At 69.0% G+C, this 21,067-nt stretch carries 20 protein-coding genes and 1 pseudogene; 8 read left to right on the top strand and 13 right to left on the bottom strand.

Annotated features, from left to right (window positions below; all coding sequences use genetic code 11):
* Window positions 1-3 precede the first annotated feature (3 nt).
* Window positions 4-921, bottom strand: coding sequence for a LysR family transcriptional regulator (locus ACWD4G_RS00530; protein ID WP_451289835.1), 918 nt, complete (start codon window positions 919-921; stop codon window positions 4-6).
* A 124-nt stretch (window positions 922-1,045) separates the two neighbouring features.
* Between ACWD4G_RS00530 and ACWD4G_RS00525 the strand changes: the two genes are divergently transcribed.
* The 3 genes from ACWD4G_RS00525 to ACWD4G_RS00515 all read left to right on the top strand — a co-directional run bounded on the left by ACWD4G_RS00525 (window position 1,046) and on the right by ACWD4G_RS00515 (window position 4,343).
* The gene (locus ACWD4G_RS00525; protein WP_451290269.1) at window positions 1,046-2,179 is read left to right on the top strand and encodes an FAD-dependent monooxygenase; all 1,134 of its coding nucleotides are present in this window, start codon (window positions 1,046-1,048) and stop codon (window positions 2,177-2,179) included.
* Between the two features lie 228 nt (window positions 2,180-2,407).
* Window positions 2,408-3,334, top strand: a complete 927-nt coding sequence (locus tag ACWD4G_RS00520) for a VOC family protein (RefSeq protein ID WP_451290268.1) — start codon at window positions 2,408-2,410, stop codon at window positions 3,332-3,334.
* Window positions 3,335-3,455: 121 nt separating this feature from the next.
* Window positions 3,456-4,343 carry an aldo/keto reductase gene (locus ACWD4G_RS00515; RefSeq protein ID WP_451289834.1) on the top strand — a complete coding sequence of 296 codons (888 nt, stop codon included), beginning with the start codon at window positions 3,456-3,458 and terminating at the stop codon, window positions 4,341-4,343.
* 79 nt (window positions 4,344-4,422) lie between these two features.
* Here ACWD4G_RS00515 and ACWD4G_RS00510 read toward each other — a convergent pair whose 3' ends face one another.
* The 8 genes from ACWD4G_RS00510 to ACWD4G_RS00475 form a co-directional block, all read right to left on the bottom strand.
* Window positions 4,423-5,793: a LysR family transcriptional regulator gene (locus ACWD4G_RS00510; RefSeq protein ID WP_451289833.1), complete on the bottom strand. Its 1,371-nt coding sequence runs from the start codon at window positions 5,791-5,793 to the stop codon at window positions 4,423-4,425.
* Window positions 5,794-6,075: 282 nt separating this feature from the next.
* On the bottom strand, window positions 6,076-7,206 hold the full coding sequence (locus tag ACWD4G_RS00505; protein ID WP_451289832.1) for an NAD(P)/FAD-dependent oxidoreductase: 1,131 nt from the start codon (window positions 7,204-7,206) through the stop codon (window positions 6,076-6,078).
* Complete coding sequence (locus ACWD4G_RS00500) at window positions 7,203-7,397, bottom strand: ferredoxin (protein WP_451289831.1); 195 nt, start codon at window positions 7,395-7,397, stop codon at window positions 7,203-7,205. Before ACWD4G_RS00500 ends, ACWD4G_RS00505 begins: the two co-directional genes overlap by 4 nt.
* A gap of 109 nt (window positions 7,398-7,506) precedes the next feature.
* Entirely contained in the window at window positions 7,507-8,781 is a 1,275-nt protein-coding gene (locus ACWD4G_RS00495) for a cytochrome P450 (RefSeq protein WP_451289830.1), read from the bottom strand.
* Window positions 8,782-8,829: 48 nt separating this feature from the next.
* Entirely contained in the window at window positions 8,830-9,360 is a 531-nt protein-coding gene (locus tag ACWD4G_RS00490; RefSeq protein WP_451289829.1) for a flavin reductase family protein, read from the bottom strand.
* A gap of 34 nt (window positions 9,361-9,394) precedes the next feature.
* Window positions 9,395-10,576 (bottom strand): hydroxylase, encoded by a 1,182-nt coding sequence (locus ACWD4G_RS00485; protein ID WP_451289828.1) that lies wholly within the window; start codon window positions 10,574-10,576, stop codon window positions 9,395-9,397.
* 74 nt (window positions 10,577-10,650) lie between these two features.
* Window positions 10,651-11,517 (bottom strand): MBL fold metallo-hydrolase, encoded by an 867-nt coding sequence (locus ACWD4G_RS00480; RefSeq protein WP_451289827.1) that lies wholly within the window; start codon window positions 11,515-11,517, stop codon window positions 10,651-10,653.
* A gap of 10 nt (window positions 11,518-11,527) precedes the next feature.
* Window positions 11,528-12,697: a fumarylacetoacetate hydrolase family protein gene (locus ACWD4G_RS00475; protein WP_451289826.1), complete on the bottom strand. Its 1,170-nt coding sequence runs from the start codon at window positions 12,695-12,697 to the stop codon at window positions 11,528-11,530.
* Between the two features lie 232 nt (window positions 12,698-12,929).
* Between ACWD4G_RS00475 and ACWD4G_RS00470 the strand changes: the two genes are divergently transcribed.
* Window positions 12,930-13,898 (top strand): amidohydrolase family protein, encoded by a 969-nt coding sequence (locus tag ACWD4G_RS00470; RefSeq protein ID WP_451289825.1) that lies wholly within the window; start codon window positions 12,930-12,932, stop codon window positions 13,896-13,898.
* A 60-nt stretch (window positions 13,899-13,958) separates the two neighbouring features.
* On the opposite strand, the gene ACWD4G_RS00465 is transcribed toward ACWD4G_RS00470, so the two are convergent.
* The 4 genes and pseudogenes from ACWD4G_RS00465 to ACWD4G_RS00450 all read right to left on the bottom strand — a co-directional run bounded on the left by ACWD4G_RS00465 (window position 13,959) and on the right by ACWD4G_RS00450 (window position 17,741).
* Window positions 13,959-16,241: a GDSL-type esterase/lipase family protein gene (locus tag ACWD4G_RS00465; RefSeq protein WP_451289824.1), complete on the bottom strand. Its 2,283-nt coding sequence runs from the start codon at window positions 16,239-16,241 to the stop codon at window positions 13,959-13,961.
* A gap of 43 nt (window positions 16,242-16,284) precedes the next feature.
* Window positions 16,285-16,440, bottom strand: a pseudogene (locus tag ACWD4G_RS00460) (FAD-binding protein); the annotation flags it as partial.
* Window positions 16,419-17,000, bottom strand: coding sequence for an SDR family NAD(P)-dependent oxidoreductase (locus ACWD4G_RS00455; protein WP_451289823.1), 582 nt, complete (start codon window positions 16,998-17,000; stop codon window positions 16,419-16,421). The gene ACWD4G_RS00455 and the pseudogene ACWD4G_RS00460, both read right to left, overlap by 22 nt.
* A gap of 342 nt (window positions 17,001-17,342) precedes the next feature.
* A complete protein-coding gene (locus ACWD4G_RS00450; RefSeq protein WP_451289822.1) occupies window positions 17,343-17,741 on the bottom strand; it encodes a winged helix-turn-helix transcriptional regulator in 399 nt (132 codons plus the stop codon).
* 119 nt (window positions 17,742-17,860) lie between these two features.
* Here ACWD4G_RS00450 and ACWD4G_RS00445 point away from each other — a divergent pair, with 119 nt between their 5' ends.
* From ACWD4G_RS00445 to ACWD4G_RS00430, 4 genes are all read left to right on the top strand, one after another.
* Window positions 17,861-18,574 (top strand): DsbA family oxidoreductase, encoded by a 714-nt coding sequence (locus ACWD4G_RS00445; protein WP_451289820.1) that lies wholly within the window; start codon window positions 17,861-17,863, stop codon window positions 18,572-18,574.
* Window positions 18,575-18,642: 68 nt separating this feature from the next.
* Window positions 18,643-19,287, top strand: a complete 645-nt coding sequence (locus ACWD4G_RS00440) for an FMN-dependent NADH-azoreductase (protein WP_451289819.1) — start codon at window positions 18,643-18,645, stop codon at window positions 19,285-19,287.
* Between the two features lie 55 nt (window positions 19,288-19,342).
* Entirely contained in the window at window positions 19,343-20,005 is a 663-nt protein-coding gene (locus ACWD4G_RS00435; RefSeq protein ID WP_451289818.1) for an NAD(P)-dependent oxidoreductase, read from the top strand.
* 90 nt (window positions 20,006-20,095) lie between these two features.
* On the top strand, window positions 20,096-21,034 hold the full coding sequence (locus ACWD4G_RS00430; RefSeq protein WP_451289817.1) for a dioxygenase family protein: 939 nt from the start codon (window positions 20,096-20,098) through the stop codon (window positions 21,032-21,034).
* Window positions 21,035-21,067 lie beyond the last annotated feature (33 nt).

Here is a 21,067-nt window from a genome sequence, read left to right as displayed (position 1 = left end):
CGATCACATCGATACAGGGAGGTCGGCGGCCATCGCCGCGACCTCCTTCCGCAGCCATCGGTGCGCGGGATCGTCCTGCGACCGCGGGTGCCAGAACATCAGCTCGGTGATCGGCTTCAGCGGCAGTGGCGGTTCGAGGATGCGCAGCTCCGCCGTCTCCCGCATCGCGAGGGCCAGTCGCTCGTGCAGCAGAGCCACCAGCCGGGTGCCACGCAGCATCATCGGCGACACGACGAACGATCCGGTGGAGACCTCCAACTTGCGTTCAACGCCCGCGGCGTCGAGCTGAGCGTCGACCGACGTCGCATGCTCCGGGTCGGTGTACGTCAGGTACGGAAGTCCGCTGAACATCTCCAGGGTGATCTCGTCGCCCACCTCCGGATGCTGGTTCCAAACCGTGCACACGTAGCGATCCGTGAACAAGGTGGCATGCGGGAACTCACGCAAGCCCGGATCCATCTCGACCGGGAACAGCACCAGGTCGGCCTCGGCCCGGCTCAGCACGTCCCGGAACCGCAGGCTCATCGGGATCACCGACAGCTGGACGTTGGGCGCCACGTCCGCGAGCCTGGCCAGCAGCGGACGTAGCAGGACGAGCGTGACGTAGTCACTGGCCATCACACTGAAGGAGCGCTTGTCGCGGGCGGGGTTGAAGTCCGGCCGGATCGCGAGCAGCCCTTCAACCCCTTGGAGAACGTCGCGCACAGGCACGACCAGCAACTGGGCCAGAGGCGTCAGTTCCATGCCCCGCCCGCGGCGAACCAGGAGCGGATCGTCGAACATCCGCCGCAGTCTCTGCAGTGCGGCACTGGTGGCGGGCTGGCCGAGTGACAGCCGTTCAGCGGCCCGAGTCACGTTGCGCTCGGTCAGTAGAGCGTCCAGTGCCACGAGCAGGTTCAGATCCGCGTTCCCCAGGTTCACGAACGCCTCCGTCGCCAGTCGTATCGATGGCGTTGATGAACGTTATCGCAGATCAGTCCGTTCCGGTGCCTGTTCCCACTGCCTACGTTGACGACAAAACCAAAGGAGGTTGCGGGTGCTGACCATGGACGTGCTTGTCGTGGGAGCCGGCATCGGTGGTCTGGCCGCGGGCGTGGCACTGGCCCAGCGCGGGGCCGAGGTCGCGATGGTCGAGATCAGCCCCGTCCACGAGGTGTTCGGCGTCGGCATCAATCAACCCGCCAACGCCCTGCGCGCACTGCGCGCCATCGGCGTCCTCGATGAGTGCCTGGCGGCGGGCTACCAGTACGACCGGGCCCGGTTGTGCGACGCCTCCGGGAACGTGCTCGCAGAGGTGCCGGCAGGCGTCAACGGCGATGTCCCGGCGAACAACGCGATCACCCGTCCCGACCTGCAGCGCATCCTAAGAGGTGCGGCGGAGCGGGCGGGTGCGAAGATCCGCCGCGGGGTCACCGTCGACGTACTGCGGCAGGACGGTGACCGGGTCTACGTCGACTTCACCGACGGCGGCTCGGGCGACTTCGATCTCGTGGTCGCTTTCGACGGCATCAAGTCACAGACGCGCCGACGCCTGTTCGGGGCCGGCCACGAACCGGAGTTCTCGGGGTACGGCGTCTGGCGCGTCATGTTCCCGCGGCCCGCGGACGTCACCTGTGTCTACGGATTCCAGGGCGTCGGAGCGAGACCGGGGCTCATCCCGCTCAACGACCGTGAGATGTACATGTTCGTCGTCACTCCGGAACCGGGACAACCGCGGCACGATCCTGAGCGCTTCGACGCATTGGTGCGGGAGCGGATGGCCGAGTTCGTCGGATTCCCAGGAGCCCTGCGGGACAGGATCACCGGTCCCAAGGGCATCGTGTACAGCCCGCTCAACGAGGTCCTGCTGCCGCTGCCGTGGCACCAGGGAAGAGTCGTGGTCCTGGGCGACGCCGCCCATGCCTCCACGCCGCACCTCACCCAGGGCGCGAGCATGGCTCTGGAGGACGCAATGGTCCTGGCCGAGCTTCTCGACTCCGACATGCCGGTCGAGCAGGCGCTGACAGCCCTGGGCGAGCGCCGGTGGCCGCGCTGCAAGCTGGTCCAGGACGTCTCCCACCAGGTCATGGTCAGTGAGATGTCGATCACCGACGACACCATGCCGGGCGCGGCCGAGATGCGCGCCGCCATGGGTGCGCAGATGGCGGAACTCTCTCTTCTCCTCGACCAGCCCGCCTGATCCGGGGGCGCCCAGCGCCACAAGGACGGGGCCGATCCACACCGTGTGCCGCGGACGGCAGACCGCTGCCGATCACTCGCGCATCGAACCAGCGACAAGACAAGGAGTTTCACCGTGACCGAGACGTCCTTCAGCGACATTGACCTGTCCGGTATCCAGCCGCCGGAGCCCATCCCTGACCTGCCGCTGCCCCCGCCGGCCCTGCGGACCGGTCCTCCGGCCTCCGAGATCGCCGCCCGGTCCGTGATCACCCACCTCCGGCACGTCGGCCTCGCGGTGCCGGAGTACGAGCGCTCTCTGAAGTTCTACGAGCAGGTGTGGGGGCTGTACCGGATCGCCGACGACGGGAACGTCGCGTTCCTAGGCTCCGTCGGCTCTCCCGAGCCGTACATCCTCCGGATCAGGGCCGCCACCGAAGCGGGTACCGACATGCTGTCGTTCGGGGCTCGCGACGCGGCCGGCATCGACGAACTGGCCGCCGCCCTGGGCGCAGCGGGAGTGCGGCTGGTCCGCGAACCCGGCAAGCTCGACACCCCCGGTGCCGGCTACGGGCTGCGCTTCTTCGACCCGGACGGCCGGGTGGTCGAGGTCTCGGCGGACGTGGCTCCCAAGCCGTACCGTGAGCTGCAGGCGCGCGAGGCCGTGCCCAGGAAGATCAGCCATGTGATCATCAACTCCCCTAACCCGCCAGAGATGTTGGCCTTCTACGAGCAGCACCTCGGTTTCCGCCTGTCGGACTGGCTGGGCGACCTGATGTGCTTCATGCGCTGCTCGGACGAGCACCACAATCTCGGCATCGCGAAGGGGCCCGTGCCGGGCCTGAACCACGTGTCGTTCGAGATGCGGGGAATCGACGAGTACATGCGGGGTACCGGCCGGCTCGTCCGGGCCGGCTACAAGCCGCTGTTCGGACCCGGCCGGCACAGCGCGGGCGACAACACCTTCTCGTACTTCGCCGACCCCGACCGCAACATGATCGAGTACACGACCGAGCTGGAGCGGATCACCGACGAGGACGCCTGGATTCCCCGGGTCTGGTCCACCGACCCCGCCTACGCCGACCGTTGGGGCACCTCCGACATCCGCTCGGACATCACCGCCCTCAAGTACGAACCCCGTGCCGACGCCGGTCTGTGGAACGCTCCGCCGATCTGAGACCCCTCCGGGAGCCCGCCCGTCGCGAAGGACGGGCGGGGACCGGGGGAAACAGAAACAATCGAACGGTTCCATGGGAGAAATGGTGAAGTTTCGCCAACTTGGCGCTCACGGACCGGAGTTGTCGGTCATTGGCCTCGGCTGCAACAACTTCGGCATGAAGCTCGACCTCGACGCGAGTGCCGCGGTGATCAACACGGCACTCGACGTGGGGATCACCCACCTGGACACGGCCGAGATGTACGGCCAGGGCAAGTCGGAGGAGTTCATCGGGGCGGCTCTCGGGTCCCGCAGGGACGAGGCGGTGATCGCCACCAAGTTCTCGCCGCGCCCCGCGGAAGAATCGTACGCACCCGGCGTGCTCAAGCGGCGGATCGTCGAAGCATGCGAGGGCAGCCTGCGCCGTCTGGGCACCGATCGAATCGACCTGTACTACCAGCACTTTCCCGACCCTGACGCGCCTGTGGAGGAGGCCTTGGAGGCGCTGGACGAGTTGGTGCGGCAGGGCAAGGTGCTGCACATCGCGTCGTCGAACGTCAGCGCCGAGCAGATCCGGACCGCCGCGCAGGCCTCGGCAGCCGCGTCGAGTGCTCCGTTCTGCGGCATCCAGGTCCAGTGGAACCTGCTGGCCCGTGACGTGGAGCGTGATGTCGTGCCCGCCGCCCGGAAGAACCAGCTGGGTGTGGTGCCGTTCTTCCCGCTGGCCAGTGGGATGCTCACCGGGAAGTACCGGCGTGGGAAGCCGCACCCGGCGGGGTCGCGCTTCGCAACGCTGCCCTTCCTCGCGGACAAGGTCGTCACGGACGAGAACTTCGCCCGAGTCAAGGAGCTGACCGCCTTCGCCGAGCAGCGCGGGCACACGGTCGGCGAACTGGCGGTGGCATGGCTTGCTGCACAGGACGGTGTGACATCCGTGATCGCCGGTGCGACCACGCCCGAACAGGTCCGGTCGAATGTGGCCGCCGCGGACTGGCTCCTCACCGGAGAGGATCTCTCCGCCGTTCCGTGATGTCCTCGGCCGACGTGACCCACAGCCGTCCAGGGGTTTGCGACCTGGGCGGCTGTTCGTGGTCAGGCCACGCCCGCCTTCAGCCGTTCAGCGTGCGCACGAACTCGCCTGCGTGGCCGCAGACATGATCGAGGTGCTCCCGGATCTCGGACAGAGCGGCGAGAAGTCCCGGGTCGTCGACGTCCACGGGGAGCATCGAACCCTGTAGCTCGGCCAGAGCCGTGTTCGCCCGCTCTGCGGCGGTGACGGCGCGCTCGATCCGAGCCTTCGCATCGGCGGACGGTTGCGGGACGTGACCCCGGCCGCATGAGCGGCTCGGCAGGTCATGAGCCGCGGCAAAGGCGGTGTGGGCTCGCTGAGTGCGTCCCAGGGCGAGTTGAACCGGGCGGAACAACGATTTCTCGAGGCGGTCGCCGGCGGTGTCGTCCAGGAGCTCGTACGCCTCGCCGAGAGAGGCCAGGGCCAGCGTCATCTGCTCGGTGGCGGACGCCAGCGTGTCCTGCACCTGCGTGCCGGACATGGTGCGGGCCGTCTCGGCGATCATCCGCCGCAGCCAGGCGTGTGCCGGATCGCCGTCCGCCGCCGCGTTCCAATACATCATCTCCTCAAGGCCGGGGGACGAGAACGGCGGCTCCAGTATCCTGATGCCCGTCGTCTCCCGCAGCTCGTGGGCGAGGCGCTCCTGCACCAGCGCGACGAGGCGTGTCCCGCGGACGAGGTGGGGGGCGAGCGCGAAGCTCCGCGTCGTCGCGACGACGTGCCGGCGCAGACCGGCGTTGTCGAGGTACTCGTCGGCGATGGTGCGCAGCCTGGGCTGCGGCCACGCGATGGTGAGCTGAGGCAGCGACTCGAACAGGTCCGTCGTCATGCGGTCGCCCACCTCGGGGTGGTCGGCGGAGACGATGCACACGAACCGGTCGCTGAAGAGCCGCTCCGACCGGACGCCGGTCTGCTCGCCCGCCGGCCCGATGACGAGGTCGATGCCGTCCTGCCCGACCATCCGCTGGATCTGGCCTACGAGCGGGTGGACCTCCACCGTGACCCCCGGCGTCTCGATTCCCACGCGCCGTAGGAGCGGTTGCAGCAGCAGGAACATCGAGTAGTCGGACATGGCGATGGAGAAGGTGCGTGACCCGCTGCCCGGGTCGAAGCTCGTCCGGTGGCCGACCGCCCGCTCGATCCTGGCGAGGACGTCCGCCACGGGCTCGACGAGATCCCGGGCCAGCGCAGTCAGTTCGTACTCGCGGCCGACCCGGACCAGCAGTTCGTCGTCGAACATGCGCCGTAGCCGCCGAAGCTCGCTGCTCATCGTGGACTGCGTCAGGTTGAGCCGTTCACCCGCCCTGGTGACGTTTCGGTACCGGAGCAGGGCGTCCAGTGCCACCAGCAGGTTGAGGTCGAACTTCCGGAGGTTCTCGCCGGGGATCGACCCGGCTCCGTCGTGCGTCATCCCGCCCTTCACACCTGCGATGTTACGCGGATATCCGCTTTCGGACGTCCCAGTGAACGCAAGAGCACCAGTCGCAGCCGGGCGGCGAACCACGGATCGATGAAGCGCGTCAAGAGGACGACGATGCGGGCCGGTACCGGGCCAAGGCGGGTGTGGTCGCCGCTCGTCCCAGTCTCGGTCTCACGGGACGCACGGCGCTGTGTGGTCGGGCTCCGACAGGGTGCCGGGCACCGCCGGCAAACCGGCCGTCATGCCGGGGTGCACGGAGCCGCGGCGCGTTCTTCACGTACGGGTCTGGGCGGCGGCCGGGGTCCCGGCGCTGAGCCGCTTGAGCTTGACGACGGGGAGCCGGTGGTTGACGGCGACGGCGGTGGCCGTACCTCCGTCGTGGCGCCACCTCAGCAGTGCGCTGCGGTCGGCCACCGATCCGGCGAGGACTTCGGGGGCTCCAGTGAGCGGCAGTTCGCCACTTATCTTGATGTCGAGGCCGGACTGCTCGGTCCAGAAGTAGGGATCGGGGCGGTAGGGCTGTGCCGACTCACCGTGCAGCAGGCTCGCCGCAGCCGCACGTCCCTGCTCGACCGCGTTGGTCCAGTGGGGAGTTCGACGTCCATGCCGTGATACGACGTCCCCGGCGGCGACCACTCCGGGAGCGACCCGGCAGCACGCGTCGGCGACGACACCGCCCCCGGCGTCCAGAGGTAGGCCGGAGTCCCGCAGCCAGTCGGTGTTCGGCACATCTCCGACCGCACACACGATCACGTCGGCCTCCAGCACCGCATCGCCGCAGCGCACGCGGTGCCCGTCGAGCACCTCGGCGCCGTCCGCCACGACGCGCACGCGTATGCCGTGGTCCCGGGCGACCGCCATCGTCAGATCGGCCAGCCACGGCCCGAGCAGCCGGAGCAGCGGCCGTACCTGATCGACGACCGTCACCTCCAGGCCGAGAGCGCGGCAGGTCGAGGCGACCTCCATGCCGAGGAATCCGCCGCCCAGCACGATCGCGCTGCGGGCGACGGTCAGCCGTGCGGCGAGCCGCTCCGCGTCGCCCAGGGTGCGCACCACCAGGTCGCCCTCGCCGCTGAGACGGCGTGCCCGGGCGCCGGTGGCGACGACCAGTCCGTCGTACGGCACGCTCGTGCCATCGGCCAGCCGTACCGAACGGCCGTGAGTATCCAGCCCGACGGCCCGCGTCCCGGTACGGAGCTCGATGTCGCCGCTCGGCGGGGGAAGCAGTGCCGAATCCGCGGACTCCCGGCCGGCGAGGACACCCTTCGAGAGGGGGACGCGTGAGTAGGGAAGGTGGGACTCCTCGGACAGCATGGTCAGCCGCCCGTCGAAGCCCTCGGCCCGCAGGCTCTGCGCCGTTGTGAGCGCGGCGATGGAGCCACCGGCCACGACGATCCGCTTCACGGCTCGACCTTCAAGGCGGCGAGCGGGCAGACGCGGACAGCGGCCGCGACAGCCTCCTCCTGCTGCGGAGCTACTTCCTCGGAGGTCAGGTGGAGGTCGCCCTCGTCGTCGAGGCGGAACACCTCGGGCGCGGCCTGTTCGCACAGCCCATGGCCCTCGCACCGGTCGAAGTCGACCACAATCCGTGTCATTTCCCTGTCCTTCCGTGTACGACATGACGTGGGGCGATGCCAGGCCCTGGCCGGGCGGCGTCGGCCGCGAGTGCGCCCCTTCCCTCGCGGCCCGACGCCGTGACAGGCCCTAGACGTCTGCGTCGACCGGGAGGACACGCTTCCCAGGTGTCCAGGTGACCGGCATGTGCTTGATGCCGCCGACGAAGTTGGAGCGGAGCCGGACGGGCTCACCCGCCAGCCTCATGTCCGGCATGCGGGTCACGAGCTGCTCGAAGATCAACCTCAACTCCATACGGGCGAGGTTGGCGCCGAGGCAGAAGTGGGTGCCGCTGCCGAAGGAGATCTGGGGGTTGGGATCGCGCGTCACGTCGAAGGCGAAGGGGTCGGTGAAGACGTCCTCGTCACGGTTGGCGGAGACGTACCACACGACGACGGGGTCGCCCTCCTTGATGGCGGTGCCCCGGATCTCGGTGTCCGCGGTGGCGGTGCGCCGGAAGTGGAGGACCGGCGAGGCCCAGCGGATGATCTCCTCGACCGCGACGTTCATACGGCCCTGCGGATCGGACTTGAGGAGTTCGAACTGCTCGGGATGGGTGAGGAGCGCGTACATGCCGTGCGTGGTGGCGTTCCGGGTGGTCTCGTGGCCGGCGATCGACAGGAGAAGCATGAACATGTCGAACTCGAGGTCCGAGAGTTTCTCCCCGTCGATCTCGGCGTTGAGCAGCTTCGTGACGATGTCGTCGCGGGGGTCGTTGCGGCGCTGAGTCGCCAACTCGCGTGAGTAGGCGATGAGTTCGGCCATCACCGAGCCGACGCCGCCCTCGTCGGCGAACTCGGGGTCGCCCAGAATGCGGTTCGACCAGTCGAAGAGCCGCTGGCGGTCCTCCTGCGGCACACCCATGATCTCGGCGAGCGCCTGCAAGGGCAGTTCCGACGCGATGTCGACCACGAAGTCGGCCTCGCCCCGCTCGATCACCTGGTCGATGATGTGGGTGGCACGGTGCCGCAGGGCCTGCTCCAACAGTCCGATCATGCGTGCCGTGAACCCCTTGCTCACGAGCTGCCGGTAGCGGGTGTGCCTGGGCGGGTCGAGGTCCAGCAGGGGCCTGCCGCGTGCGGCCTCGTACTCGCCGCTGGTCGCGTACCCCTCTTCCAGGGTCTGAAGGGTGGAGTAGATCTGCGTGCCGCCGAGTTCCGACGAGAACAACTGCGAATCGCGGCTGACGAGCACGACGTCCTCGTGCTTGACGACGTTCCAGAAACCCCCTCCCTGCCCGTCCTCGTGCCAGAACACCGGCTGTTCCGCGCGCAGGCGGCGGAACCAGTCGTGATGCTTCTGCTGGACGAAGGCGTCGGGGTCGAGGAGGTCGATCTCCTTGAGGCTGTTGTTGTCGATGGTCATGCGGCTCCTCCAAGCGTCCGGCTCAAACGCTGCACAGGCGTCCGCTCGCTACCAGCCGACGAGCTGGTCCAGTACGAGCGAAGTCGTTGAGAAGTAGTCGCCGTACCCGCCCCGGAAGAACAGCAACGGGGTCTTGGGCGATACGGCGCGCAGGTCGTGCACCTTGCCGACGACCAGGAAGTGGTCCCCGATCTCGACGATCATCTCGATCTCGCAGTCGATCCAGGCGACCACCCCGTCGAGTACGGGGTTGCCCAAGGGAGAGGATTCCCAGGCCACTCCGTCGAACTTGCCGTCCCCGCCGGTCGCCATCCGCCGGCTCAAGGCCTCCTGATCCGAAGCGAGCGCGTTGGCGCAGAAGCACCCGGCCTCGCGGATCTTCGCGAGCGTCCTGGAGGAGCGGTCCGCGAGGAAGGACACCAGGGGCGGGTCGAGGGAGACGGAGGTGAAGGAACCGACGACCATGCCCGCGGGACGTCGGTCGTGTTCCCGAGTGGTGATGGCGACGACACTCGTCGGGAAGTTTCCCAAGACGTCGCGGAAACGCCGTCCGGCGCTCGCGGGTTCACCGGCGCCCATTCGCCGTTCTTCTTCCATGGCAGGATCGGTCCCCTCAGAGCATGACGCGCATCGGCTCCGGCAGTTCGAGACCCATCTGGGTCAGGGCGCCGCTGTGATACGTCATGCCGGGCACGTGCACCGCGTGCTGAAGTCCCACGTGGGCGTCGCGCCACAGGCGCTGCAGCGGATTGTCGCGGCGCACGATGTTCCCGCCGGACCGGGCGAAGATCCCGTCCAGGGCCGTGACGGCCCGCCACGCGCTGCGCACCTGGTCGCGGCGGATGGCGGCCCGGATGTCGACCGTCACGGGCCGTCCGGCGTCGACGAGGTCGTAGAGGCGGCTCACGCTGTCGAGCAACTGCAGCCGGGACGCGGCGATTTCCGCGGCCGCCTCACCGGCCGCGTACATCGTGTACGGATCGTCGCGGACCTGGACGCCCATCACGGAGACCCGGTCGCGCTGGAGGGCGAGGTGGGTGTCCAGCGCGCCCTCGCAGATACCGATGACGCTCGCGGTGATGCCGGTCGGGAACGCCGCGGTGAAGGGCAGCTTGTACAGGGTCTCGTCGGCGCCGTTGCGTTCCGCGGCCTGGCCCGACATGACCTCGCCGATCTCGACCGTCCGGTAGGCGGGGATGAACGCGTCCTTGACGACGACGTCCTTGCTGCCGGTGCCCGACAGGCCGATCACGTCCCAGGTGCCGTCGACGATCTCGTAGTCCGGCCTGGGCAGCACCACGTGCAGCACGGTGGGCGGCATCGCCGGCTTGCCCTTGCCGTTGCCGACCATGGCGCCCAGGAAGGTCCAGTCGCAGTGGTCGGATCCGGAGGAGAAGGGCCAGCGCCCGTTCAGGACGTACCCGCCGTCCACTGGCTCGGCGATGCCGTTCGGGATGTAGGGCGAACCGATCCAGGTGTCAGGGTTCTCGCCCCATATCTCCTGCTGGAGTCGCGCGTCCATCTGGGCGAGTTCCCACGCGTGGATGCCGACTACGCCGCCGACCCAGCCCGCGGCGCCGTCGTGACGCGCCACGGCCATCACCGCCTCGGCGAACTCCCGGGGATGAGCGGCGAGACCGCCGAACTTAGTCGGCTGCAGCATCCGCAGCATGCCCGTCGACTGGAGGAGAGCGACGGTCTCGTCGCTCAGCCTGCCGAGCTTCTCGTTCTTGTCGGCAAGTTCGGCCAGCTGCGGCCCGACGGCCGTGATCCGGTCGAGAACTTCATGCGCCATGGGGCACACCTCTCTCTTGTCCATGCCGATGGGAGCGTCGGCGCAGGTTCCGACTGCGCTTCAGCGCGTGTTCATCAGTCCTCTTCGGAGCCGCGCGCCCGGATCTGCCGGTACAGGTTCCTGACGTTCATCTGGTCGAGATGCGGAACGATCGTGAACAGGCGCTGGCCCAGCGGGTACGGATCGATGGAGACCGTGTCCAGTGGCATCGCCACGGCTTCCTCCTCGGTCAGCCCGCGGTCGACGAAGGACTGGACGACGTCGATCCAGTTCTGCAGGATCTGGCGCTGCTCGGCGACGTAACCGACGTCGCACGGCTCCCCGTGGCCCGGCACGATCACGTCCACGTTCTCCAGGCGGTCGATCCAGTCCAGCGCCGCGAGCCACTCCCAGGGGGAACCCTCCTGGATGAACGTCTTCGTCCGGCAGAAGACGTTGTCACCGGTGAACAGCACGCCTTCCTCGGGGAGATGGACGTGCGTCTGCTCGGCGGTGTGCCCGGGCACGTTCACACAGCGGATGGTTCGTTCGCCGAGTCGGAGCGTGATCTCGTCGGTGAACGTCCGCGTGGGCGGGTTGGGCGGAAACCCGGGATGGCCCACCAGCCACTCGCTGTCGGGGTCGTCCTTCTTGACCCACTCCAGATATCCGGGCGTGGTCATGTAGACCATGTCCTTCTCGTAGCGCGCGCCGAACCCGGCCTGCGCCACCACCTCCACGCCCTGGCAGAACGCGTTGCCCACGTGGTGATCCAGATGCGGCTCGGTGTTGACCAGGTACCGCACCGGCCCGTACTCCCGCACCCGCTCCCACCAGCGAAGCCCGTCCATGGGCCCCTGAGGAGTGTCGATCATGAACACGCCGTCGTCGGTGACGAGGAAGCCCGGGTTGCAACCGGCGAGGTAGAACTCGACGTGGACGTTCTCGCTCACTTTGCGCATGGCCGGCTCCCTACGGGGTCACCCTGGGACCGAGCCCCTTGGGGCCGTCCTCCAGGCGCAACTGCGCGTCCTTCTTGACCTCGTCGAGGAACCCTTGCGCGTGCTCGGGCACGGGCAGGCGACCGGGCAGCCCGTGACGCACGTAGGAACGCTCGTTCCCCTCCCGCACGACCGTCGCCGAGATGGTGCCGATGCCCTCGATCCACTGCTCGACCACGTCACCGGGCTGTACCCACTTCTGCAAGTCCAGCGAGCAGCCCAGCCCGATCGTCCCGGAGCCGAGCACGTCGCCGGGGACGATGTCCTCTCCGTCGGATGCCCACGCGACCAGCTCCGGGGACCAGTGGACGCGCCGGTGCCCGGTGTTGCCCTCGAACCACGTCTCGCCGTTGACACGGATGCCGCAACGGGCGCCGCCCTCGTCGAACTCGTCGGCCGTGACGAGGACCGGGCCGAGATGGGTGTCGAAGTCCTTCATCTTGTGCGGGCCCATCATCATGAACAGGTCCATGGGCCCGGTGTCGCGGGCGCTGGCGTCGATCAGGATCGTGTAGCCGGCGATGTGGTCGGCGGCGTCCTCGACCGCGATGTTCCGCCCCGGACGACCGATGACGCAGGCCAGCTCCAATTCCAGGTCCAGCCAGTCGGTGAACGCGGGGTACACGATGGGGTCTTCGGGCCCGTACACCGCCTCCGGGTTGCCCTTGTAGGCAGATGCCGCGTGGTAGAAGGCCGGCGGCTTGCGGAGACCTTCGCCCTTCTTGGCCCAGTACCAGGTGCCGTGTTCCTCGTACGAGCTGTAGTCCCGGATGGAGCGGGGCCTCGGCAGCGGGGCCAGCAGGCGCACGTCGGCTCGGGAGAACACCAGCGTCTCGCCACGCGCCCCGGACGCGGCCTGACTCTCCTTTAGGAAATCGACCACCTGTTGGGCCCGTTCCTGGGCCGGTCGGCCGCCTTCCAGGAAGGTCAGCATGTCCGGGGGAAGCAGCGCCTCCGCCGCCTCGTACGCCCGCGGTTCTCCGCTCTCGCGGAGGAATGCGGCGTAGCCCGAAGTCAGGTCGGCGATCCGGGATTTCCCGCTCAGTTCGGCACTCGTCTCCTGGTCTCCCGCTGGGAGGACCGCGCCGATCCTTCGCACCGTGCCCAACGGTGTGGACACCTCGAATGTCACCAGCTTCATATCCAGCTCCTTTGCTGATGCCGGGAGCGTAGATGCGAAAAGGCGCACCCAGGATGACGGGCCTCAATACCTGACATTGGCCCTCGCAATGGTTGACCGGCGCGGAATGCGCGAGGGTGTGACGGCCGGTTTCGGCAGGTCTGTGGCGCACGAGTCGAGGAGCGCCGTCGCCGGTTCTCCGCGCCCGCGGGCCACCGCTTGTGCACTTCGTGTAAGAGAGGGTGAGCGTCGGATGAGGATCATCGGACTTGAGGAGCACTACCTGAGCCGCCCCTGGGACGGGGAGGGTCCGGGCGCGGGCATCGCGGGCCTGGACGCCGTGCTTGCCGGGATGGAGAAGAGGCTCCTCGAAACCGGTGAGCAGCGGATAGCGGACATGGACGCGGCCGGTATCGACGTACAGGTACTCTCGCTCGCCGGACCGGGAGGCGAGACGTATCCGCCCGCCGACGCGGTGACGCTGGCCCGTGAGGAGAACGACCGGCTGGCTGAGATCGTGAAGCGTCACCCCGACCGTCTGAAGGCGTTCGCCGCACTGCCGACGACCGCCCAACCGGAGGCAGCGGCGGACGAGTTGGAGCGCGCGGTCCGGGAGTACGGGTTCAAGGGCGCGCTGGTCAACGGCAGTACGGACGGCCGCTTCCTGGACGACGAACGCTTCCGGCCCGTCCTGGAGCGGGCCGAGGCACTGGACGTTCCGCTCTACCTCCACCCGGGAGTGCCGCCCGCCGGCGTGATGCGCGCCTACTACGACGGCTTCAGCCCCCAGGTGAACTTCACGCTCGGCACGGCCGCGTGGGGCTGGCACATCGACACCGGCCTGCACGTCCTGCGCATGATCCTGGCCGGCGCGTTCGACCGCTTCCCCCGGCTCCAGATCGTGATCGGCCACCTGGGAGAGGCCCTGCCGTTCATGCTGCCGAGGGCGAACCGCACGCTGCCACCGGTCATGACCGGCCTGTCCCGCACGATCACCGAGTACGTCCGCGAGAACGTGCACTTCACCATCGCGGGCTTCTTCTACGTGCCGACGTTCCTCAACACCCTGCTCGAAGTGGGCGCCGACCGCATCCTGTTCTCGGTGGACTATCCCATCGGCTCCAACGACGAAGGACGCGCCTTCCTCGACAGGCTCCCGGTCAGCCCCGCCGACCGGGAGAAGATCGCGTATCGCAACGCGGAGACACTGCTGCGGATCTGAGATGACGCGGTCAGCTGTCGGCCACCGTACCGATGCTTCGGGCCTGCCGTCTCGCGAGAGCTACGAGGGGAGACGACCTCCGGCGTCCCCGCCGTCCAGCCAAGGTTGTTCGATGCCGGTGAGCTCGGTGATGGTGTCGACCAGGCGTGTGGTGGCCTTGCGGTGCCCTCTGGTGTTGGGGTGCAGGGTTTCGGTGAAGTCGGCGGCGTCGAGCCAGCCGCGGGTGGAGACGTAATGGGTGCGAGGGTCGCCCAGTTCGGCGATGGCGGACTGGATGGCCGGCGCCGTGGTGACCGTGGCCCCGGCCACGCCGAAGGGTTCGAGGGCGACGACCGTCGCGTCCGGATAGCGAGTGCGGATCTCGCGCAGCAGTTCGAGGTAGCCCTCGCGCACATCGTCGCTCGACGCCTTCATGTCGTTCGTGGTCTGGTTGACGACAACGACGTCCGCGTCGAACGCGGCGGCGGGCGATCCGGCGTAGTTGAGGCCGATCGCGTCCTGGGCGCGCGGGACACCCCCGCCGCCTCCCTTCGTGACCCCCTGGCTCCCGAAGCCGACCTGTTCCAGCCCGGCGCCGAACGCCTTCGCGACCAGCGACGGATAGGCGAGCGTCCCGTCGGCACACTCGGACGTGATGTATGCGCAGTGGAGGTTGACACCTTGTGTGATGGAGTCGCCGAGAAAGGTGAACCGGTGCGCCGGGGCCGGGGGTAGCTCCTCCAGTGCCGTCCCGTCGGCCAGGTCGAAGCCGGCGAACCGCAGGCCGGAGGCGAGCGGCGGCTGCCAGCGGTTGGCGTTCTCGTAGACGTCCTTGACCGCCAGCACCAGGGTGTGCGTCCGCGCCGGCAGGTCCTCGCGGGTGAGGCGGATGACGTCGCGGTCGACCACGATCCGGTCGGTCTTCTCGCCGTCGATGTAGGCGTAGATCTCGGGCGGCGCGGTGATCCCGTCGCGGTCGAAGCGCGCGTCCACCGTTGTCCCGGTGAAGCGAATGGTGATGCGGGAGCCGCTGTTGACGGTCGTGGCCAGCCCGGACCGGATGTCCCAGCGGCCCTCGTAGCGCAGGAGGGGATGGCTCGGGTCGATGTGCCCGCTCGGGCAGCGCCCCTGGCACTTCCCGGGGTCGGGGCGCAAGAAGGCCAGGTCCAACGCCTCGCCCATCGCTTCGTACCCGGTCGGCGTCGGGTGCAGGCTGTCGCCGGAGTCGTAGCCGGCGCGCAACGCGTCCGGCTGTCCGGTCCGGCTGAGTATCCGTTCCAGGTCGAATACGTCGTCGAACAGCGGGCTGGTGCGGATGAACCGGTTGACCACGGCCTTGTCGGCATGTGCGTATACGCCCCGGGGCGGGAGGGTCGCGCCGATGACCCGTAGCCCGCGCTCCCGCAGCCGGGTCGCGATCTCGGTGAGGTTGTCGATGACCTGCTGCGCGGACCGGCCGATGGTGAGGTCGTTCGTCCCGATCTCCACCACCACGTCGGTCACGCCTGCCAGATCGAGTACGTCACGGTCCAGCCGGGCGAGGACACCGGTGGTCGTGTCCCCGTTGATGCCCTGGTTGACGATCCCGGCGCGCGCGAGCTCAGGGTCCGCGGCGATCCGGCGTGCCACGACGTCGGTCCACCGCTCGTAGGTGTCCATCATCGCGTCGTCGTTGAAGGGTGGGAACGCCTGGTCGCCGTCGGTGAGCGAGTCGCCGATGGCCACGATCGACCGCGGTGCCTCGGTCAACACTTCGACGGCGTCCAGCCACGGCACCGGTTCCTGCCGGGACGTGAACACCGCGCCCTCGGCCTCGGAGGTCCGGTCGCCCGCGCCCGCGGCCGTCACGTACTGCGTGACATAACTCTGCGCGTGCACGGACTGCGGTGTCGGCGTCGGGACGTAGAGACTGACCACGAGGTCACGCAACGCGCGCACCGGCAGGTCGACCGGGTCGCTGCGCAGGCCGGCTCCGGATGCGACCAGCGTGCCGGCCCGGCCGCCGAAACGCAGCGGCCGCAGCGTGGACGCGTCGACGGCCGCGCCGCTCCGGCCGCGGCGCTCCGCGACGGTCGCCGCAGCCACGCGCAGGGGAACCCCGGCGCCGTTGGTGAGCCGGATACGGACACCGGAACCCTCCAGCGTCGGCCGGACCACCAGACGGTAGGTGGCCTCCGGCGGCGACGGGGCGTCGTCCACGGTCGGATGCTCCGACCACTGCGACACTCGAACGCCGCCGCTGCTCTGCGCGTTCGCCCACGCGGCCCTCCAGGAGGCCGCCGTCGGAGCCGCGTCGGCGGCCACGACGGAATGGACTCCGCCCAGTGGCGCCGCGGGGGCCGTGCACGATCTCAAGCGCGTCACGCGCCACGCTCCATCTCATCGATCGAGCCTCACAACACGGGTTGCCGGAGGCGATGTGCAACTGCGGGGACACGCTCTTGCCGGTCTGGCCGACCTGGTTGGTGTGCGGACACCAGCCCGCGTCCCATGCGGTTGCATGCCGCGTCCGAGACCGCCACCCACTCGAACGGCGCGGAGTCATGCGGAGGGCGCCGTCCATGCGGATCGTCTCGCCGTTGAGGTAGTCGTGGTCGATGATCGCGAGGACCAGCTGGGCGTACTCCTCGGGCCGGGCCAGGCGACGCCGGAAGGCACACCGACGGCCAGTCCGGCGCGGAACTCCTCCGAGACCGAGGCGGGCATGGGGGTCTCGACGATGCCGGGCGCGATCGTGCACACCCGGATGCCGTACTGGGCGAGGTCGCGGGCGGCGGGCAGGGTCAGGCCGACGATCCCGCCCTTGGAGGAGGCGTAGGCGGCCTGGCCGACCTGGCCCTCGTAGGCGGCGGCGGAGGCGGTGTTGACAATGACGCCGCGCTGGCCGGCGCAGTTGCCGACGGTGCGCAGCAGGGCGTCGGCAGAGGCTTCGGTCTCGACGGCGGCCCGCAACTGGTCGCCGTCGGTGACGTCGGTTGCCAGGTAGCTGATGCCCTCGACGGCCGGCGCGTTCTCGATACTCGCCGGGAGATCCAGGACGAAGACCGCCGCGCCCTGCCCGGCGAGGGCCGCCGCGGTCGCGGCGGTGTGCACGACCTGCATGCCTTGCCTCTCCTGGTCCATGGCGCATTTGTCCTTGGCCCGCACCATGGTGGTGCCCGGTTGGTCCGGGCCGGGGCCGCGTCGTCCAGGGAACTCGGGCGCGGTGAAGGGAGCACATCACGCCATGAGACCTGGGTGTATGGACTGACAGTCCACGATTCCGGCTACGCGTTGGAGGTTCGCCACATGCCGCCGCCGAGGACCGGGGGCCTCACGCGCCCCGTCGGCGGGATACCAGGATCATCAGCGTCTTGGTGCCGATCACCCGCCCGCTGCGCCGCATCTTGTCGATCACGTGCTGTAGGTGCTGCACGTGTCAGCGCCGTCGGCTGCCCGTCTGTCCTGCGTCGCCCCGTGCGGCCGTCAGGGCGCAGTGGCGCGGGCTCGGTGCTCGCGGATCTCGTCGTGATGGTCGGCGGCCCAGCCGATCAGGGACGTCACGATCTCGTGGAGGCCGCGGCCCAGCGGGGTGAGGGAGTACTCGACCCGCGGCGGAACCTCCGCGTACGCGGTGCGGGTGATCAGACCGTCCTCCTGGAGCTGGCGGAGCGTGAGGGTGAGCATCCGCTGGGAGATTCCGGGGATCTGGCGCTGCAGGTCGGTGTAGCGCAGCGGGCCGGGCTCCACGACTGCGATGAGCAGCAGGCTCCACTTGTCGCCGACGCGGTCGAGGACCTGCCGGATGAAGGCCATGTGCTCGGCGGGGATGGCGGCGCAGGGCCCCACCGCCGCGGCGCCGACCGAACTGCTCGTGACCTCCATGACGCACATTCCTCTCCGGCACGAACACCGATGTGCCTTTTGTATCGGCTTCCATACTGGCCCATCATGGCGCTACGCACAAAACGTAGGAATTGAAGTGCAGGCATGGGAGGCGCGTCATGAAGATCGAGATCTGGGCCGAGGTCACCTGCCCGTGGTGCGGACTGGGCAGCCACCGTCTGGACCGGGCCGTGGAGCGGTTCGAGCACGGCGACGAGGTGGACGTCGTCCACCACTCGTTCCCGCTGAGCAGTTCGTTCCCCGTGGATCAGACCTTCAGCGTCCGTGACGCGCTGCTGCGCCGACACGGGATGGGCGGCCCCCAGGCGGAGGCGTCCACCCGCCGGATCGAGGCGCTGGCCGAGGCCGAGGGCCTCAGCCCCTACAAGGTGCTGGACAACCTGGTCGGCAACACCGACCTGGCGCACGAGTTCCTCGCCCACGCCTCCGCCGAGGGCAGGAACCGCGAAGCGTGGGACGCGATCTTCCGTGCCTACTTCGGTCAGGCCCGTCCGGTCTTCAGCCTGGACGACCTGCTCGGCCTGGGCGAGGAGATCGCTCTGGACCGGGAGGACACCCGCCAGGCGCTCACCGAGCGCCGCTACCAGCGGCAGATCCGCGACGACGCCGCCCGCGCCCAGCGCCTGGGTGCCACCGGTGCGCCCTTCATCGTCGTCGACGGCAAGTACGGCATTCCCGGGGCGCAGGACAGCGATGCCCTTCTGGAAGTGCTGCGCACGGCCTGGGACGAGTCCCACCCGCTCACCCTGGCGACCGGCGGCGACGCTGCGGTCTGTGGCCCCGACGGCTGCGCCGTACCGGCCCACAACTGACCCCCATCCACTGTTCACTCCCCGACACACCCCTGATCGTTTGATCATTTTGAAAGGCTGATTTCTCCATGTCGTACCTGCTGCACATCGACGCGTCCTCGCTCGGCGAGGCCTCCGTCTCCCGTCAGGTCGCCCGGTCCTTCCGTGACGAGTGGAAGGGCGCGGTCGTCCACCGTGACCTGGCCGTCTCGCCCGCGCCGCACCTCAGCGCGGCGGGCATCACCGCCCGCACCACCGACCCTGCCGAGCGCACCCCCGAGCAGGCGAAGGCCATGGCGGTCCAGGACGAGCTGATCGAGGAATTCCTCGGCGCCGACGCCTACTTGTTCACCGTGCCGATGTACAACCTCACGATGCCGTCCGTGTTCAAGGCATGGCTGGACCAGGTCATGGTCGACGGCCGCACCCTGAGTTTCGACGGTGCCCCTCCCGCCGCGGGCCGCCCGGCCGTGCTGATCTCCGCGCGCGGCGGCGGCTACGGCCCCGGCGCCCCCAAGCACGGCATGGACAACCTGGTGCCGGCGCTGGAGACCGTCCTGGGCCACCCGACCACGCTCGGCCTTGAGGTGACGACGGTCACGCCCGAACTGACCATGGCTCCGCACGTGCCGATGCTGGCCCCTCTCCTCCCCCTCCACGAGGCGTCGCTGACCGACGCCCACGCCCAGGCACGCGGCCTGGCCACGGCCATCGCCGGCCGACAGGCCGCCTGACCGGCCCGACCGTCGACCGACCGGCGCCGCCAGACCCGAAAGGCAATCAACCACCATGTCCCACCTGCTTATCCTCGGCGGCACCGGCCGCACCGGCATCCACGTCCTCAAGGAGGCCGCCGAGCGCGGCCACCGCGTCCGGGCCCTCGTCCGCAACCCCGATACCGTCCAGGCCCCGGCCGGCGTCGAACTGGTCCAGGGCACGCCCTCGGACATCGACGACCTCCGCAAGGCCGCCGCCGGAACGGAGGCGGTGATCAGCGCACTCAACAACTCCCGCGCCTCCGACAACCCCTGGGCCAAACCCGTCAGCCCGCCCATGTTCATGACCGACGCCACCCGCAAGACCCTGACGGTGATGAAGGAGGAGGGCATCCACCGGATCGTCGTGACCTCCGCGACGGGCGCCGGAGACGACTGGGCCCGGATCAACCCGGTGTTCAGGGCCCTGATCAAGGCCTCCAACCTCAAGGCCGGCTACGACGACCACCACGGCGTCGACAAGCTCCTGCGCGCCTCCGACGTCGACTGGACCCTCGCCCGAGCCGTCGCCCTCACCGACAAGCCGATGAGCGGCCCGCTGCGCGCCGCCGAGGCCGGCGCCGAGAAGCCGGGGGCACGGATCAACCGCGGCGACCTCGCCCGCTTCCTCCTCGACACGCTGGAGAAGGACACCTGGCTCCGCAAGGCCCCCCTCGTCTGGAACGCAAGAGGCTGACACTCCCATGCTCCACACCCCCGTCATTCGCAACAGCTTTCGGAACTTAGGCGCGCCGTATCCCGACGGCGACGCCGGAACGGAGTGACTGTGACCACAACTGACACCCCCCACACCGACATCGAGTTCAACAAGCGGCTGCGCGTCGTGTTCGACGATCTCCAGAAGGCGTTCGGGGACATAGCGATCAGGCACGGCATCACACATGACGAACTGGGCCGGGCCATCGGCTACGTGACGAAGCTGGTCGAGTCAGGGGACTTCATGCTGGCGACGACCCTGCTCATCGCCACGCGCCCGCTGGAGGCCAGTTACGGCAGGGCCTATGCCAACCCGGAGAAGGACGGCGCCTCCACCTGGATGGCGACCGGGCCCGCCTACGTGCCCGGCGCGCCGGAGATCGACAACCCCGGCGCGCTGCCGATGACACCCGACGAGCCGGGCGAGACCCTGTTCGTCTCCGGCGTCGTACGGTCGACCTCGGGCAAGCCGCTGCCCGGCGCCGTGATCGATCTCTGGCAGACCGACGCCCACGGCAGGTACGCGGGGCTGACGCCCGAGCAGGCAGGCCCCCTCGAAGGCCTCGACGTCGTCGACTTCGACCTGCCGAAGTACAACCTGCGCGGCAAGATCGTCGCGGATGCCGAGGGCCGCTACGAGTACCGGACGGTCGTGCCTGGTGTGGAGGCCGCGGCGGTCCCGGGCAGCCCGCTCGACGACCTCCTGCACATGCTGGGACGGGCCAACTCGCGCGCTCGGCACATCCACGCGTACGTCACTCACGACGACCATCACATGCTCACCCACCAGATCCACTTCGAGGGCGATCCGCTCGTCGACACCGTCAGCGAGGGCGCCATCGCACGGGATCTGATCCACAAGGCCGAGCTGCACGACGACCCCGCTGAGTGGGAGGCACGCGGCCTGACCGCCCCGTACCGGACCCTCACCTGCGACTACGTGCTGCGTCCCATCGGCTTCGACGAGGTGAAGGACCCGTACGTCCTGGAGGGCTTCTGGAAGCAGTGACCCGAAACCGCTGAACAACGCCTCGTGGGCGGC

The sequence above is a fragment of the Streptomyces sp. NPDC002643 genome (assembly GCF_053592555.1).
The sequence above is the reverse complement of the archived record's forward strand: the minus strand, read 5'-3'. Positions and strand labels throughout refer to the sequence as shown.

What these genes read in the sequence shown, in the direction of transcription:
- ACWD4G_RS00525 (WP_451290269.1), top strand. Translation starts at nt 1,046, where the DNA reads ATGGACGTGCTTGTCGTGGGAGCCGGCATCGGTGGTCTGGCCGCGGGC.
- ACWD4G_RS00510 (WP_451289833.1), bottom strand. Translation starts at nt 5,793, where the DNA reads ATGACGCACGACGGAGCCGGGTCGATCCCCGGCGAGAACCTCCGGAAG.
- ACWD4G_RS00500 (WP_451289831.1), bottom strand. Translation starts at nt 7,397, where the DNA reads ATGACACGGATTGTGGTCGACTTCGACCGGTGCGAGGGCCATGGGCTG.
- ACWD4G_RS00495 (WP_451289830.1), bottom strand. Translation starts at nt 8,781, where the DNA reads ATGACCATCGACAACAACAGCCTCAAGGAGATCGACCTCCTCGACCCC.
- ACWD4G_RS00490 (WP_451289829.1), bottom strand. Translation starts at nt 9,360, where the DNA reads ATGGGCGCCGGTGAACCCGCGAGCGCCGGACGGCGTTTCCGCGACGTC.
- ACWD4G_RS00485 (WP_451289828.1), bottom strand. Translation starts at nt 10,576, where the DNA reads ATGGCGCATGAAGTTCTCGACCGGATCACGGCCGTCGGGCCGCAGCTG.
- ACWD4G_RS00480 (WP_451289827.1), bottom strand. Translation starts at nt 11,517, where the DNA reads ATGCGCAAAGTGAGCGAGAACGTCCACGTCGAGTTCTACCTCGCCGGT.
- ACWD4G_RS00475 (WP_451289826.1), bottom strand. Translation starts at nt 12,697, where the DNA reads ATGAAGCTGGTGACATTCGAGGTGTCCACACCGTTGGGCACGGTGCGA.
- ACWD4G_RS00470 (WP_451289825.1), top strand. Translation starts at nt 12,930, where the DNA reads ATGAGGATCATCGGACTTGAGGAGCACTACCTGAGCCGCCCCTGGGAC.
- ACWD4G_RS00455 (WP_451289823.1), bottom strand. Translation starts at nt 17,000, where the DNA reads ATGGACCAGGAGAGGCAAGGCATGCAGGTCGTGCACACCGCCGCGACC.
- ACWD4G_RS00450 (WP_451289822.1), bottom strand. Translation starts at nt 17,741, where the DNA reads ATGGAGGTCACGAGCAGTTCGGTCGGCGCCGCGGCGGTGGGGCCCTGC.
- ACWD4G_RS00445 (WP_451289820.1), top strand. Translation starts at nt 17,861, where the DNA reads ATGAAGATCGAGATCTGGGCCGAGGTCACCTGCCCGTGGTGCGGACTG.
- ACWD4G_RS00440 (WP_451289819.1), top strand. Translation starts at nt 18,643, where the DNA reads ATGTCGTACCTGCTGCACATCGACGCGTCCTCGCTCGGCGAGGCCTCC.
- ACWD4G_RS00435 (WP_451289818.1), top strand. Translation starts at nt 19,343, where the DNA reads ATGTCCCACCTGCTTATCCTCGGCGGCACCGGCCGCACCGGCATCCAC.